Source organism: Nocardioides sp. Arc9.136, assembly GCF_030506255.1.
Classification (GTDB): domain Bacteria; phylum Actinomycetota; class Actinomycetes; order Propionibacteriales; family Nocardioidaceae; genus Nocardioides.
Genome location: NZ_CP113431.1, coordinates 2339347 through 2352663, shown reverse-complemented (window position 1 = coordinate 2352663; position 13317 = coordinate 2339347). Strand labels below are relative to the sequence as shown.

The following is a 13317-nucleotide window of genomic DNA, read 5'->3' as shown; positions in this document are numbered from 1 at the left end:
CGGTTCCCTATGCGGTGATGGGGCCCTCACACCTCCGAGGGCAGGCGTCCCCGCGAGTACGTCGTAGAGCGGAACCCAGATGCCGCGCCGCGACCGCGAGCATGTTGGGCGCGCTTGCACTGCACAGTGACCGGCCAAGTGTGCGGCGGAGGCCGCGACGCGGGCCCGGTCAGCCGGGGCCCGCGTCGTCGATCATGATTCCGGTTCTCGGTGAGACAGTGCTGTATGTCGTAGTTTGGACTGCCTGACCCACGCTGACCTACGGGTCGACCCCTTGTGCCGGCTTGGAACGAACGCACCCGGCCGTGGAGCTATGGCCACGAGGGTCACCGGACCGACCTCTACGCCAGATTGGCGAGGAGGTCGCGGCAGGCTTGTTCGCAGCGTCGGCAGGCTTCGGCGCAGATACGGCAGTGCTCGTGCATGTCGGCATGGCTTTCGCACTCGTCGCCGCATGCCTTGCAGGCGGTCGCGCAGGCTTCCAGGAACGCTCGGGCCACATTCGCGTCGTACCCGGTGTGGCGTGACAACGCGTTCCCGGTGGCGACGCAGATGTCGGCGCAGTCGAGATCAGTACGAATGCACTTGGTCAATTCGGCGACCATGTCCTCCGACAGACACGCGTCGGCACACGCGGTACAAATCTGTGCGCACTCGAAACTGGCCGCGATGCACTCGGCCAGCTTTTCCTTGTCGATGTTGCCCAAGTCCTTCGGGTAAGCCTCCAGCATCTTGGTGTGAGCCACGGTTCCTCCTCTGGTTACGGCGGCGGGGTCATCCCGGCATGGTGCTCTTGATCCGCCGCTCTCCTGACGTCTGTACCCAACCGGACGAGCATCATCCGCATAGCCGCACGGATATCGGGTACTTCCGCGGGGTGACTGACGACCATCCGGTCCGCGCTCGCGTAGACGCGCCCGACCAGAACACTGGTGGCGGCGACCGGCACCAGCACCCGGTCGATCCGAGACGGGTTGCCTTGGCCCGCGAGCGCCTGCCGTCGGCAGAGGAGGGAGACCGGCTCACCAGCGTGCTCTCGCTGATGGCCGATCCCACCCGGGCACGACTGTTGTACGCGCTTGACGTGGTCGAGGAGCTTTGTGTGGGCGACCTCGCCATTGCGTTGTCGGTGAGCGAGGACGCAGTCTCCTACGGACTTCGGGTGCTGCGTACCGCCGGGCTGGTGAGACGACGCAAGGAGGGCCGGATCGTGTACTACCGGCTCGCAGAGGGCTTTCCCGAGCCACTTCGTCAGCACTGTCTACGTCAGCTCATCGAGATGTCTCGCGCTCCGATCGAGGACGACGACGTCTGACGCCGAGCTGAGCGACATCAACTACCGCAACTGACCCCCATCGGAAAGGGCAATCCCCATGTCATCGCCTCATACGCAGAAGCCGTCCGGTGCCAGCGAGCCCAGTGACCGGGAGAAGCCCGAGCAGCAGAAGGGGGACAAGGCCCATGAGCGGCGGATGTACGTACGCTTCGGGCTGATGATCGCCACCTCCACGGTGGTGATGTTCGTCTTGATGTACTCCAACGTCTTCGCCTTTGACCACGTGCGGTGGAGCGAGGAGCGCTTCTACATGGCGCTGTTGATGGGCGGCGCCATGGCGCTGGTGATGTTCGCGTTCATGCGCAGCATGATGTATAAGAACCGCGCCTACAACCTCGTGCTCGTGGCGGTGGCGCTGCTGCTCGGTGCAGGTGGGCTGTACCTCTCGCGTTCCCAGGCGTTGGTCGACGACCAGGCGTACATGAAGGGCATGATCCCGCACCACTCGATCGCCATCTTGACCAGCGAGCGGGCCGACATCGATGACGTTCGCGTTCGAGAACTCGCCGACGAGATCATCAAGGCCCAGCGCAAAGAGATTAAGGAGATGGACTGGCTGATCGAGGATATCGAGAAGAACGGCCCGGCCACCACCCAGGAGGAAGCCGATCAGCGTCCCGTCCCGAGCTTCGAGGGAACTGCCGCCAGCAGCCTCGATGATGTCAGTGATGCCCTCGCCATGTTGGCCCTGTTCGGCGTCGAACTGCCTTGACCATATACCCTAGGGGGGTATGGTGAAGTCATGAATACGCACACCCATCGTCCCGACGCCGCCACGATGGACCAGGCCACCGACCCGGTGTGCGGCATGAAGGTCGATCCGTCCGTCGCCGAGCACGCGGTCGACCACCGCGGTGAGCAGTTCTACTTCTGCTCAGCCGGCTGCAAGGGCAAGTTCCTCGCCGACCCCAGCCAGTACTCCGGCCATGGCTTCCCGGATCGTGCCGCAGGTGGCCGCGCCGAGCATGCAACTGAGCCAGAACATGGGCAGACGACCCCGAGTGAGGGCGAGTCGGTCGAGTACACCTGCCCGATGCACCCCGAGATCCGCCAAGACGGCCCCGGCACCTGCCCCATCTGCGGGATGGCCCTCGAGCCCGTCATCGTCACCGCGGACACCGGCCCGTCCGAGGAACTGCGCGACATGACCCGCCGCTTCTGGGTCGGCGTCGTCCTGTCCATCCCGGTCGTGATCCTCGGCATGGGCCGCGACCTCGTCCCGTGGCTGCACGACAACATCTCCGCCACCGCGTCGGCGTGGACCCAGCTCGTGCTCGCGACCCCGGTGGTGCTGTGGGCCGGGTGGCCGTTCTTCGTCCGCGGCTGGGCATCAGTGAGGACCCGGAACCTCAACATGTTCACGCTCATCGCGATGGGCACGGGCGTCGCATGGCTGTTCTCCGTCCTCGCCACCGTCGCGCCGGGCATCTTCCCTGCCGCTTTCCGTGAGGACGGGGCCGTCGAGGTGTACTTCGAGGCTGCAGCCGTTATCGCCACCCTCGTCCTTCTCGGGCAGGTCCTCGAGCTCCGCGCGCGCGAAGCTACCTCCGGCGCCATCAAGGCCCTCCTGGACCTGTCCCCCAAGACCGCGCGCCGCGTCGGTGAGGACGGCACCGAGGAGGAAATCACTCTCGACCAGGTTGAGATCGGGGACATGCTGCGCGTCCGCCCCGGCGAGAAGGTCCCGGTCGACGGGCTTGTTGAGGACGGCAAGTCCGCTGTCGACGAGTCCCTCGTCACTGGCGAGTCCATGCCCGTCACCAAGAACGTCGGCGATAGCGCCATCGGCGGCACCCTCAACCAGACCGGCGCCCTGCTGGTGCGCGCCAACGCGGTCGGCCGCGACACCATGCTTGCCCGCATCGTGAACATGGTCGCCGAGGCCCAACGCTCCCGCGCACCCATCCAGCGCACCGTCGACCGAGTCTCAGCAATCTTCGTACCCGCCGTCATCGGCGTCGCCGTGCTCGCATTCATCATCTGGGCGCTCCTAGGCCCCGACCCGAAGCTGGCTCACGCGCTCGTCGTCGCGGTCAGCGTCCTGATCATCGCCTGCCCGTGTGCCCTGGGCCTGGCCACACCCATGTCCATCATGGTCGGTGTCGGGCGCGGCGCCCAGATGGGTGTCCTGATCAAGAACGCCGAAGCGCTCGAGCTGATGGAGAAGGTCGACACCGTCGTCGTCGACAAGACCGGCACCCTGACCGAGGGCAAACCCGCCGTCGTCGCCGTCGAGCTCGCCGAGAGCTTCCACACGCACACCGCCGACGAGCTGCTGTGGCTCGCGGCCGCGGTGGAGAACGCCTCGGAGCATCCGTTGGCTCGCGCCATCGTCGACAAGGCCCACTCCGCCCTGGCAGCCGGGACCGAGTCCAGCGCAGGCAGGCTGCCCGAGGTCGCTGACTTCGACGCACCCGCCGGCAAAGGTGTCCTCGGCATCGTCGAGGGCCGCGAGGTGCTGATCGGGACAGCCGGGTTCCTCACGAGCCAGGACATCGACCCCGCGCCCCTGGCCGACAAGGCCACCCAGCTGCGCCGCACCGGCGCGACTGCCGTCCTCGTCGCCATCGACGGCACCCCAGCCGGCGTCATCGGCATCGCCGACCAGGTCAAGGACACCACCCCGGCCGCGCTCACGGCGCTGCGCAAGGAGGGCATCGAGGTCATCATGCTCACCGGCGACAACCAGGTCACCGCCGCCGCGGTCGCCGCCGACCTAGGCATCGACCGGATCGAAGCCGAGGTCCTGCCCGACCACAAGGCCGACGTCGTCAACCGACTCCGTGCCGAGGGCCGCGTCGTCGCGTTCGCCGGAGACGGCGTCAACGACGCCCCTGCGCTCGCCGCAGCCGACGTCGGACTGGCGATGGGCACCGGCACCGACGTCGCCATCGAATCTGCCGGAGTCACTCTGCTCCGCGGCGACCTCAACGGCATAGCCCACGCCCGACAGCTCTCACATGCCGTCATGTCCAACGTCCGACGCGGTCTGGTCCTGGCGTTCGGGTACAACACCGCCGGCATCCCCATCGCCGCCGGAGTGCTGTACCCAGTGTTCGGGTGGCTGCTGTCCCCGGTCATCGCCGCGGCCGCGATGGCTCTCTCGTCGGTCAGCGTCATCATCAACGCCCTGAGGTTGCGAACCCAGCGGCTGCCCTGATTCCAGTGTTTCCGTACCATCGAAGCCGATGAGCCCCGTGCCCGCGACCAGCCGCCGCACCCGCAACTCCCTGTGGGCGCGGACGGCTGCGCGGCTGACCGGCCGCAGCGCAGTGGCCGCCCTCGTAGCGGCCCTGGTCGTCGGCATCCTCGGCATGCACGCCCTGGCCAGCCACGGCGCTTCGCCAGCCGCCACGGTCCCAACGCCCTCAGGCACGATGAGCATGACGAGTACGGCGGCCATGACTTCTTCCCATGAGGAGGCGATGGCCTCGGGGGACTCGCACGACGGACACGCGCACTCCGCCGCGACTCAGTCCTCGATGGCAGCCCCCGAGGCCAGCGTTGAGGTCAGTGCTGACGCTGGTTCCGGCTCGGGTCACGGCATGGCGAGCATGGTGATGCTGTGCGTCGTCATGCTCGCCGCTGCAGCGCTCACGCTGCTGGCGCTCCTCGCCACCGGCTTCCTCCGGCCGCTGCAGCCGGAGGCGTTCATGCCCGCAGCCGTCCGCGAACGGGCGCTGCGGTGGGTGCGTTGCACCGGGCCACCCCATGAGTGGCAGTTCTCCGTCATCAGGTGCTGACAGGCCCTGCGACCGCCCGCCACCGCTGACCTCGACCGTCAGAGTTCGACACCAGCGTCCCGGCCGGGTGCCGCTTCCGCCTGCCCGCAACACCCCACCTGACTACCTGACTTCCAGGAGAACTCGCATGCAAATCAAGACCAAGACCCGTACGCGCGCCCTCGGCGCCGTCGCGCTCACCCTTGTCCTCGGCGCCGGCGTTACCGCCTGCGGCGACGACACCTCCGACGCGGGCGGCCAGTCCGAGGTCAGCGCCACCGAGCACAACGACGCCGACGTCGCGTTCGCGAGCGACATGATCCCCCACCACGCCCAGGCGCTGTCGATGGTTGACCTGACCATTAAGCGCGACCTCGACCCCGAGGTCCAGGCCCTCGCCGAGGACATCCGCGACGCCCAGGGCCCGGAGATCGAGACCATGGCCGACTGGCTCACCCAGTGGGGCGAAGACGTCCCCGAGACCATGCGCGACCACGTCAACTCCGGCCACGACATGGGCGACATGTCCGACAACATGGACGACATGGGCCACGACGACATGCCCGGAATGATGACCTCCGAGGACATGGACGCCCTCGAGAACGCCTCCGACGCCGAGTTCCAGGACATGTGGCTCGAGATGATGATCGAGCACCACGAAGGCGCCATTGAGATGGCCGAGACTGAGCAAGGAGACGGCCAGTTCAAGGACGCCGTCGACCTCGCTGGCCAGATCATCGACGCCCAGCAGCAGGAGATCGACATCATGCGGGGCCTCCTCGACTCCTGAACCCGCAGCGCAGGCGGACGCCACCGTGGCGGTGGCGTCCGCCCTGTTCGTGTGCCCCACGTTCCGCACGCCTCCGGCGACCCAACCGAGGCACGCCACCACAGCAAAGGGAACACCTCCATGAAGACACCCACCCCCGCTCAGCTGGCGGCCGCCGCCGTCACAACAATCCTCACCCTCATCGCCGCCGGATGCGGCACGGACCCGGCGGCCACCGATGCCACTAGCGAGACCAGATCGAGCTCGTCGAGTTCGTCGAGCTCCGCCGGCGTTGAGCCCGACGACATCTCGCTCCCGCCATGGCCAGCACCCGGCGACGTTCCGGCCCGGGTCGCCGCCGCCGGGCTCGACCTCGGCCCGATGGGCACGGCCGAGCACTACCACCCCACGCTGGCTATCACCATCGACGATCAGCCGGTCCCCGTCCCGCCCAACATCGGCGTCGACCCCGATACTGGCGCCATGTCCGCGGTCCACACCCACGAAGGTGACGGCACCATTCACATCGAAGCCCACACCGTCGGGGAGAAGTTCACCCTCGGCCAGCTGTTCACCCAGTGGGGCGTCGCCCTGACGCCGACCCAGATCGGTGGCGTCAAGGCGAACGCCGGTGAGGAGGTGAGGGTGACCAGCAACGGTGCCCCCGTGACCGGCGACCCCGGCGACCTCGAGCTCGAACCCGAGCAGGAGATCGAGCTGACCCTTCCATGACCCACGCCCACGCCGAAGTGGTCCGCGACCTCGCTGGAGGGACCGTTGAGGGTGGTTGTCCCCAGCGGTACCGCACGTACGCGCTCCGGCCTCGACGTTCCGAGAGCAGAACCGCCAGTGGCGATCTGGTCCCCTCGGATCTTCTGTGGCGAGGTCGTCCCGGCAGGGGATCCTGCTGGGCACGCTCCGCGAGTCGATTCGCTTACGGCCACGGTGCACCACATCTGCTTGCCGTCACGCGGACGTGACCAAAGCCAGACCGTCGCTCGGAGCGTGCCACCACAAGGCCCTGCCTCGGTGCCCTGGGCCGGAGCGACGCACTCAGACCATGGATCCGAGATCGGACCCCACGGTCGGGTACGCAGCGGTGGTCGACTTGAGTTGACGGGTGGTGAGCCCGAGCGTGATGGCTAGGCCGAAGGTGTTGATGAGTTCCCCGTACTCGGGTCCCAGCAGATGGGCGCCCACGACGCGGTCCGTGGACCGGTCGATGAGGACCTTCGCGGCCGCGGTGGTCTCGCCGAGGCGGTAGTTGGAGTACCAGCCGCTGGTGTCGCTATGACGGACGGTCAGGTCGATGCCTTGCTCGCGAGCCTCCGTTTCGAGCATGCCGACGCGGGCGAGCTCGGGGATGGTGAACACCGCCGTCGGGATGCCGCTGTAGTTGGGAGCGGCCGTGGTGCCCTTGATCATGTTGGAGGAGGCGACCTTGGCCTCGATGACCGCCACCGGTGTCAGCGGCATCCCCGCGGTGTCCGCGGAGTCCCCGGCAGCCCACACGGCTGCGTTCGTGGTGCTCTGGAGATGATCCGAGACGCTCACGCCACGCTCGCCCCATTCCACCCCGGCGGCGTCGAGGGCAAGACCGGCGAGGTCCGCGACACGACCCGCGCCGTGGACGACGAGGTCGGTCTCGATGCTTTCGCAGACTCCGGCCCGGTCCAGGGTGACGATGTAGCCGCGGCTGTTCGGCTCGACAGCCACGATGCTGGTGGAGCGTCGCAGCTCGACGCCGATCTCGGCGCCGCGGGCGACCAGCAGCTCGACGAGGTCGGGGTCGAATCCCTTCAAGGGTCGTTCGCCGCGGTCCACGATGACCGGGGAGGCGCCGGCGCGGGCGGCGATGTGGGCGAACTCAAACGAGATGAAGCCGCCTCCCACGAACAGGATCCGTGACGGAAGGTCGTCGAGGTCGAGGAAGCCGGTGCTGTCGATCAGGTGCTCGTGACCCGGGAAGTCCAAGGGGCGGGGCCTGGCGCCGGTGGCGATCAGGAAGCGGTCGGCGTCGTAGCGGGTGCCGTCGACGTCGATCTGTCGCTCAGCGGTGAAGCGCGCCGGGCCGTGGAGCGTCTCGACGCCGTTGCCGTTCAGGCCGGCCTCCATGTTCTCCGGCACCGGGTCGGTGAAGCCGTGCTTGTGCTTCATCAGGTCGCCCCATTTGATCGACAGGCCGCCCGCGTCGATGCCCTTGCCCTCCATCAGGCGGGCGCTGTCGATGATCTCCGCGCCGCGGCGAAGGATCTTCTTCGGGTCGCACCCCCGCAACGCGCACGTGCCGCCGTAGGGCAGCGGGTCGACGATCGCGACGCGCCACCCCTGGCTGGCGCACTTGTTCGCAGACGCCACACCGGCCATCCCGGCGCCAAGGACGATCAGGTCGTAGCTCTGGCTCATCGGCGGCTCTCCTTAAACGGGTGATTGGTGGTCTCGTCGATGTCTGACGCGGGACACCGCCCGCGCCGCACCCGCGTCACCCAACCGAGGACGACGAGCACGAGGCCGACACCGATCAAGGCCCAGCTCTGGAGGGACACCCCGGCCACCGCACCGAGCACCCCCAGCGACAGCAGCACCGGCAGTCCGCAACAGATGCCGACTGCGCCGACGACCGCGGCCACGGGCCCGACAGTGCCCATCCGGTCACGCATCGGCGAGCGCCACACGGATCTGGTCGAGTGTCGGTGCGCCTTCATGGCCACCGGGGACCGCGTATCTCCGACAAGCCAGCCCGACGTGCGCGCCGGACTCGGCGAACAGGTCGACGCCGTCGATTTGGATGCTGGGTGAGCCCAGAAACCCGACGCGCTCGGCGTCCTCCGGGGTCTCAACCAGTCGGCGGGTCACCGTCACGTCGCCGCGCTCGGCTGCGATCAGCGCCAGGCGCTCGTCCGCAACCTTCCAGCTCGGGCAGTCCTCGAAATAGAGCAGCGTGATGTCCACGCCCCGACGCTAAACCTTGAACCGCGGTACAAGGTCAAGCGGTACAGTGAGATCATGCGCATCGGAGAAGTCGCCGAGGCCGTCGGGGTCCCGACCGCCACCATCCGCTTTTACGAACGCAAGGGACTGCTGCCGCAACCGCATCGAGGCCCCAACGGCTACCGCGAGTACGACGACTCGACACTCACCACGCTTGCTTTCATCCGCAACGCTCAAGCCGCCGGCCTCACCCTGGTCGAGATCGCGACGATCCTCGACCTGCGCCGCGAAGGCGCTACCCCGTGCGGTCACGTGCAGGACCTCCTCGCTGCGAAGTTGCTCGACGTGCAGCAGCGGCAATGCGAGCTGGCCACCCTCGAAGCGGATCTCGTCCACTTGATCAGCCTCAGCCGTCGGCTGGACCCGGCCAACTGCTCCGACGAGGCGATCTGCCACATCATCGCCCAACCACTGGCCTCACGACCACGCACGGACGCCGTAGGCCTGGAGGTAGGTTCACCGGCATGAGGCGCCGCATCATCATCCCGGTCACGCTCTACCTCACTGCGGCCTTGGGGAGCCGGGCCGCCGAAGCAGCGGGCTTTCACGGTGCCACTGCTCGGCGACGTGCTGGTGCCGCAAACCCCTGCTGAGCGCATTCCGCTGGGTTCTGCCTATCGGCCACCGCTAGCGCTCGACCGCTCGAATCGCACGAGGGGCCGAACGGCGTACAACTCGTGACCGCGGTCCCGGACGCAACGGCGCCGGCCGACGACCGCCAGCGGATCCGCTTGCGGGACTCCCACCCACCGTCCGAGTGACCGGGTCTCAGAACTTTTTTGAAATCCGGGGGGACGCTGTCTGACCTGCGCAAACGTGGCGCGGGCTGCTGCGTCCCCCCGAGGTTGGACGGCCCGGGGGGACGGATAGGGGGACGCTGAGCCGCCACGCTGCGGCCGTGACCAAAGTCAGTGGCGTCAGAGTGTCCGATTCGTGCGCGTCACGGTTGCTTATCCGTGGCGTGAGGATGTTGCGACGACTCTCGGCCCACGCCGCGCGGGACGCAACGACATGGTCATGTCCGGTTGCCGGGGTGGTCCTTGTTCCTCAGGTCGGGGTGCTCGATCGTCTTGAGGTAGCGGGTGGCGCCTTCGACGCTGAGTCCGAAGAGGTCGTAGATGCGGCGTACGTCGCCGCCGGTGGCGTGGATCTCGTGCAGGATGCGGTCCTCTCGCAGGGCGCGCGGGCGAACGCGGCTGTCCCTCCAGGGAAAGGACGGACCGCCGGGGACGAGACGCGGCGCGGTGCGTCGGTTGATGAGCAGGTGCGGGTTCGCGGTGGCCGGCCAAGTGCGGTTGCGATGATCGAGCCAGGCGCTCAGCCGTGTCCTCACGGGTGCGGCGAGCGGGATGTCGCGGCCGTCGAGGTGCAGCCGGCCGTCCACGATGTCGGACAACTGCAGCTCACGGACCTGCTTGCCGGTCAGGCCGTGGAAGGCCACCAGCGCGACGGCGAGCGCGAGGGCCGAATTGGGCGAGTCGAGCTCGGCGCGGATCAAAGCGGGGTCGAGCGGCAGCGGAAGGTTCGTGGCTATGCGGGTGAGGTCGATGTCCTTGATCGGGTTGGTGAAGACGAGTCGGCGGCCCTTGAGGATCTTGAACAGCGACTTCAGTCCGATCTCGGCGAAGTGGCGGTGGCTGGTGCCGGCGGGCAGGGCCGCGAGGGCGGCCAGGATGTCGTCTGTGCTGATCTCGGCGAACGACTGGCGCCCGGCTTCGACCCATGCCTGCACGACGGGCGCGAGGCCCTGGATGTGGATCTCGACGGTCTCGGGTTCGCGGGGCACCTGGCGTGGTGCTTGTCGGGATCCGCCGAGCATGATCTGAAGCCACAACTGGAGGTGCCCCCGCATCGTGTCCGGGAGGGCTCCGGATTCGATGAACTTGGCGTTGAAGTACCGCTCGACCCGGGTTGGTACGTCCTCGATCAGGAGTCCGGCTTCTGCGAGGACGTCGAGGGTGGAGGTGATGGTGCCGTCGTATCGGCGCAACGCCACGACGTCACTGGCGCGGACCTTAGCGGTGGAAGTGGGCCGCAGGATCTGCAGCAGCCGCAGGGACTGGGTCACGGCATTGCGCTGCTTGACGCTCCAGCCGTAGCGGCGGGCGTGGTCGGCGACGATGGCCGCGCAGTAACGGGTCAGTTCGCTGTCCTCGACCAGGAGGCGTTGGCGCAGCACCGCGGGGTCGGGGTCCATGTCGAACAGGATCAGCTGTTCGAGCGCGTTGTCGTCGAAGCTGGTGCCGGGTTCGTAGGGCAGCTGGTTCTTGGTCTTCGTCGACCATCGGCGATCCCTGCGGACGTAGTCAGGCACCGGTGTCGCGCGCCGCTTGAAGACCATGTTGGCGAAGAACAGCTGCTGGCTGTGCTGGTTCGCCGCGGTGACATCGGGTGCTCGGCCGGGTTCTTGGTCGAGGCGGGCGTTCTCAAGGCACAGCCGACAGGCTTGCCGGTCGCTGACGTGGCTGGTGCGGCCGCAGGAGGAGCAGGTGCCCTTCGGGTAGTGCCTCTGCCACCAGCGACAGGACCAGCAGGTCCAGTTGTAGCGGGGGTAGACACCCCAGGCCAGACAGCCCTTGCACGATCCGACGTGTTCGGAGCTGCGGGGATGGCACCGACTGCACAGCCCCTGACTGAAGTAGTCGGTGCGGGAGCGGCAGCGGTTGCACGGTGGAGCCGCGAATGGGCCGCCGGGCAGGCACTGATAGCAGAAGTCCACCCGGGGGCGGGTCCACGCGACGCGGTTGCTCTGGCACGCGTTGCACTTGGGCGGCAACCGCAACGCCGCGTTGGGGCCGGGCGCAGGCATGCGGTGCTCGTCGTTTCGGTGGGCGATCGGGGTGCGGGCTACAGCGGTGGGGTCGAGCGGGGCTTGCCGAGCCGCGGGGTGACCGCCGGTGGCGCGCCGCCGTTGCCGTTCGACTCGTCGCCGCCATTTCCGCCGTTGTCGTTGGCGGCGTCGGTGTTGCGGGGACGGCGCGCGGCGACCTTGTCCGGCTCGGGTGTCATCAGGTCGTTCGGGGTGCATTCGAGCACGAAGCAGAGCACGTCGAGCTCTTCGAGGCGCATCGTCGGCGGGGTCCCGGCCCACCACGACGACATCTTTCCGGCGGAGATCTCGAGCCCGGCATCGGACAGCATCCTGCGCAACTGCGCGGACTTCCAGATCCCTCGTTCGGCGGCCCGCAGCCGCAGGCTCCACTGCATCTGGATCAGCTCCTTCGGTTCTTCGGTCTCGTTAGTCGGTACGGAGGCCCAGGCGGACTTCGATGCGGTCGCTCGCGCTATTCCACGCGCGTTCGATGTGGTCACTGCGGACATGGAGATACCCCGAGGTCGTCGCCAGCCACTGGTGGCCAAGGAGTTCTTGGAGCGCCTTGATGTCCATACCGGCCGCGTACAGCGACGAGGCGCAGTAGTGCCGCAGCACGTGTGGCGTCATTCGCCCCGACCACGCCGGCAGCCACTCGTCGACCTGGATACCCAGGGCGCGGCGCAGCGCGTTCGCACCGACACGTCCGCACCGATCCAGATCCCTGTCGAACCGCTCAGAGGGCAGCAACGGCGCGTCCGGGTCGGCCCAATCCTCACCGTACTGCGGGCGGACTTCGGCCAGCCACCAGTCGAGCAACTGGTTCGCGCCGTTGATCGCAGGCACCAACCGTGGCTTGGGTCCGCGGCCGCCCGAGCCCTTGCCGTGGCGGACGTGGAGTTTGCCGAACTCGCCCAGATCGGGGCGCCAGTCGCGGATGTCGAGCATGACGGTCTCGTTGATCCGCAGCCCGAGTCGGCGCCACAACGAGGCAACGAAGTAGTCGCGGGCCGCCGGCCGGTACTTGCGCGCCTGTGTGACCGACCCGCGCCAGGCGGTGAACAGCGAGTCGATCTCCTCATCCGACGGCGGCACCCGGACCTTCCCCAGCGATGCCCCCGACTGGCGATTGAACTCATCGATCGGCTGCTCGACCAAGACACCAGTCGCGCGGCGGATCGTGCCCCCGTAGCGGGCGATCACGAACTCGTAGAAGCCCGCCAACGCGCCGGCCTTCCCCGCCCGGGTCGACACGCTGAGCCCCATCCGCCGCTGCTGGGCCAAGAACGCGTCCGCGTCCGCACAGGTGGCCTCCCACAGCGGAGTCGACAGCGAGCGAGCGAACTCGATGACGATCGCCCGAGTCGCGCCGATATGGCGGTCAGTCAGACCGGCCGCCGACATCGCCAGCGCGTACTGGTCCACCAGCTCCTGCTCGAAGTCCTGGACCGCCTGCGCACCTATAAGTGCCGGATCAACAGCGCTGCCGCCCGGCAACGCCACCAGACCCATCAGTCACCGACTTCAAGGGAAGCGATCATGCGTCGATGCTACAGCCAAACCGTCGTTCAGAGTGACGCTTCGTCAATGCGCGCCCTCCAGAGAGCTGAACCGACGCCACCTGCGCAAACGCAGATCGGGGCGCATGGACGTCCGATCGAACCTGAGTTCCTAGAGATTGCCGGCT

At 67.7% G+C, this 13317-nt stretch carries 14 protein-coding genes; 7 read left to right on the top strand and 7 right to left on the bottom strand.

Features of this window, described 5'->3' with window-relative positions; all coding sequences use genetic code 11:
* Nucleotides 1-341: 341 nt before the first annotated feature.
* Nucleotides 342-746 (bottom strand): four-helix bundle copper-binding protein, encoded by a 405-nt coding sequence (locus OSR43_RS11460; RefSeq protein WP_302266686.1) that lies wholly within the window; start codon nt 744-746, stop codon nt 342-344.
* 38 nt (nt 747-784) lie between these two features.
* Here OSR43_RS11460 and OSR43_RS11455 point away from each other — a divergent pair, with 38 nt between their 5' ends.
* From OSR43_RS11455 to OSR43_RS11430, 6 genes are all read left to right on the top strand, one after another.
* Nucleotides 785-1315 (top strand): helix-turn-helix transcriptional regulator, encoded by a 531-nt coding sequence (locus OSR43_RS11455; protein ID WP_224126685.1) that lies wholly within the window; start codon nt 785-787, stop codon nt 1313-1315.
* Nucleotides 1316-1493: 178 nt separating this feature from the next.
* Nucleotides 1494-2048: a DUF305 domain-containing protein gene (locus OSR43_RS11450; RefSeq protein ID WP_240249157.1), complete on the top strand. Its 555-nt coding sequence runs from the start codon at nt 1494-1496 to the stop codon at nt 2046-2048.
* A 30-nt stretch (nt 2049-2078) separates the two neighbouring features.
* Nucleotides 2079-4496: a heavy metal translocating P-type ATPase gene (locus OSR43_RS11445; protein ID WP_302266685.1), complete on the top strand. Its 2418-nt coding sequence runs from the start codon at nt 2079-2081 to the stop codon at nt 4494-4496.
* A gap of 28 nt (nt 4497-4524) precedes the next feature.
* Entirely contained in the window at nt 4525-5079 is a 555-nt protein-coding gene (locus OSR43_RS11440) for a hypothetical protein (protein ID WP_224126688.1), read from the top strand.
* 127 nt (nt 5080-5206) lie between these two features.
* Nucleotides 5207-5848, top strand: a complete 642-nt coding sequence (locus OSR43_RS11435; protein ID WP_302266684.1) for a DUF305 domain-containing protein — start codon at nt 5207-5209, stop codon at nt 5846-5848.
* Between the two features lie 120 nt (nt 5849-5968).
* Complete coding sequence (locus tag OSR43_RS11430; RefSeq protein ID WP_300954416.1) at nt 5969-6559, top strand: hypothetical protein; 591 nt, start codon at nt 5969-5971, stop codon at nt 6557-6559.
* Nucleotides 6560-6880: 321 nt separating this feature from the next.
* On the opposite strand, the gene OSR43_RS11425 is transcribed toward OSR43_RS11430, so the two are convergent.
* Genes OSR43_RS11425 through OSR43_RS11415 form a run of 3 tightly spaced genes read right to left on the bottom strand, consistent with a single transcriptional unit; the run spans nt 6881 to nt 8779 of the window.
* A complete protein-coding gene (locus OSR43_RS11425; protein ID WP_224126691.1) occupies nt 6881-8233 on the bottom strand; it encodes an NAD(P)/FAD-dependent oxidoreductase in 1353 nt (450 codons plus the stop codon).
* Nucleotides 8230-8457, bottom strand: a complete 228-nt coding sequence (locus tag OSR43_RS11420; protein ID WP_302266683.1) for a hypothetical protein — start codon at nt 8455-8457, stop codon at nt 8230-8232. The genes OSR43_RS11425 and OSR43_RS11420 overlap by 4 nt, the downstream gene beginning before the upstream one ends.
* A gap of 22 nt (nt 8458-8479) precedes the next feature.
* Complete coding sequence (locus OSR43_RS11415) at nt 8480-8779, bottom strand: thioredoxin family protein (protein ID WP_224126693.1); 300 nt, start codon at nt 8777-8779, stop codon at nt 8480-8482.
* A 54-nt stretch (nt 8780-8833) separates the two neighbouring features.
* Between OSR43_RS11415 and OSR43_RS11410 the strand changes: the two genes are divergently transcribed.
* On the top strand, nt 8834-9286 hold the full coding sequence (locus OSR43_RS11410; protein ID WP_224126694.1) for a heavy metal-responsive transcriptional regulator: 453 nt from the start codon (nt 8834-8836) through the stop codon (nt 9284-9286).
* Between the two features lie 547 nt (nt 9287-9833).
* Here the strand turns inward: OSR43_RS11410 and OSR43_RS11405 are convergent.
* Genes OSR43_RS11405 through OSR43_RS11395 form a run of 3 tightly spaced genes read right to left on the bottom strand, consistent with a single transcriptional unit; the run spans nt 9834 to nt 13142 of the window.
* On the bottom strand, nt 9834-11627 hold the full coding sequence (locus tag OSR43_RS11405; protein WP_300954414.1) for a hypothetical protein: 1794 nt from the start codon (nt 11625-11627) through the stop codon (nt 9834-9836).
* A gap of 38 nt (nt 11628-11665) precedes the next feature.
* Complete coding sequence (locus tag OSR43_RS11400; RefSeq protein ID WP_300954413.1) at nt 11666-12025, bottom strand: helix-turn-helix transcriptional regulator; 360 nt, start codon at nt 12023-12025, stop codon at nt 11666-11668.
* A gap of 31 nt (nt 12026-12056) precedes the next feature.
* Nucleotides 12057-13142, bottom strand: a complete 1086-nt coding sequence (locus OSR43_RS11395) for a tyrosine-type recombinase/integrase (protein ID WP_302266682.1) — start codon at nt 13140-13142, stop codon at nt 12057-12059.
* Between the last annotated feature and the right edge of the window lie 175 nt (nt 13143-13317).

What these genes read in the sequence shown, in the direction of transcription:
- OSR43_RS11455 (WP_224126685.1), top strand. Translation starts at nt 785, where the DNA reads ATGGTGCTCTTGATCCGCCGCTCTCCTGACGTCTGTACCCAACCGGAC.
- OSR43_RS11450 (WP_240249157.1), top strand. Translation starts at nt 1,494, where the DNA reads ATGATCGCCACCTCCACGGTGGTGATGTTCGTCTTGATGTACTCCAAC.
- OSR43_RS11445 (WP_302266685.1), top strand. Translation starts at nt 2,079, where the DNA reads ATGAATACGCACACCCATCGTCCCGACGCCGCCACGATGGACCAGGCC.
- OSR43_RS11440 (WP_224126688.1), top strand. Translation starts at nt 4,525, where the DNA reads ATGAGCCCCGTGCCCGCGACCAGCCGCCGCACCCGCAACTCCCTGTGG.
- OSR43_RS11435 (WP_302266684.1), top strand. Translation starts at nt 5,207, where the DNA reads ATGCAAATCAAGACCAAGACCCGTACGCGCGCCCTCGGCGCCGTCGCG.
- OSR43_RS11430 (WP_300954416.1), top strand. Translation starts at nt 5,969, where the DNA reads ATGAAGACACCCACCCCCGCTCAGCTGGCGGCCGCCGCCGTCACAACA.
- OSR43_RS11425 (WP_224126691.1), bottom strand. Translation starts at nt 8,233, where the DNA reads ATGAGCCAGAGCTACGACCTGATCGTCCTTGGCGCCGGGATGGCCGGT.
- OSR43_RS11410 (WP_224126694.1), top strand. Translation starts at nt 8,834, where the DNA reads ATGCGCATCGGAGAAGTCGCCGAGGCCGTCGGGGTCCCGACCGCCACC.
- OSR43_RS11405 (WP_300954414.1), bottom strand. Translation starts at nt 11,627, where the DNA reads ATGCCTGCGCCCGGCCCCAACGCGGCGTTGCGGTTGCCGCCCAAGTGC.
- OSR43_RS11400 (WP_300954413.1), bottom strand. Translation starts at nt 12,025, where the DNA reads ATGCAGTGGAGCCTGCGGCTGCGGGCCGCCGAACGAGGGATCTGGAAG.
- OSR43_RS11395 (WP_302266682.1), bottom strand. Translation starts at nt 13,142, where the DNA reads ATGGGTCTGGTGGCGTTGCCGGGCGGCAGCGCTGTTGATCCGGCACTT.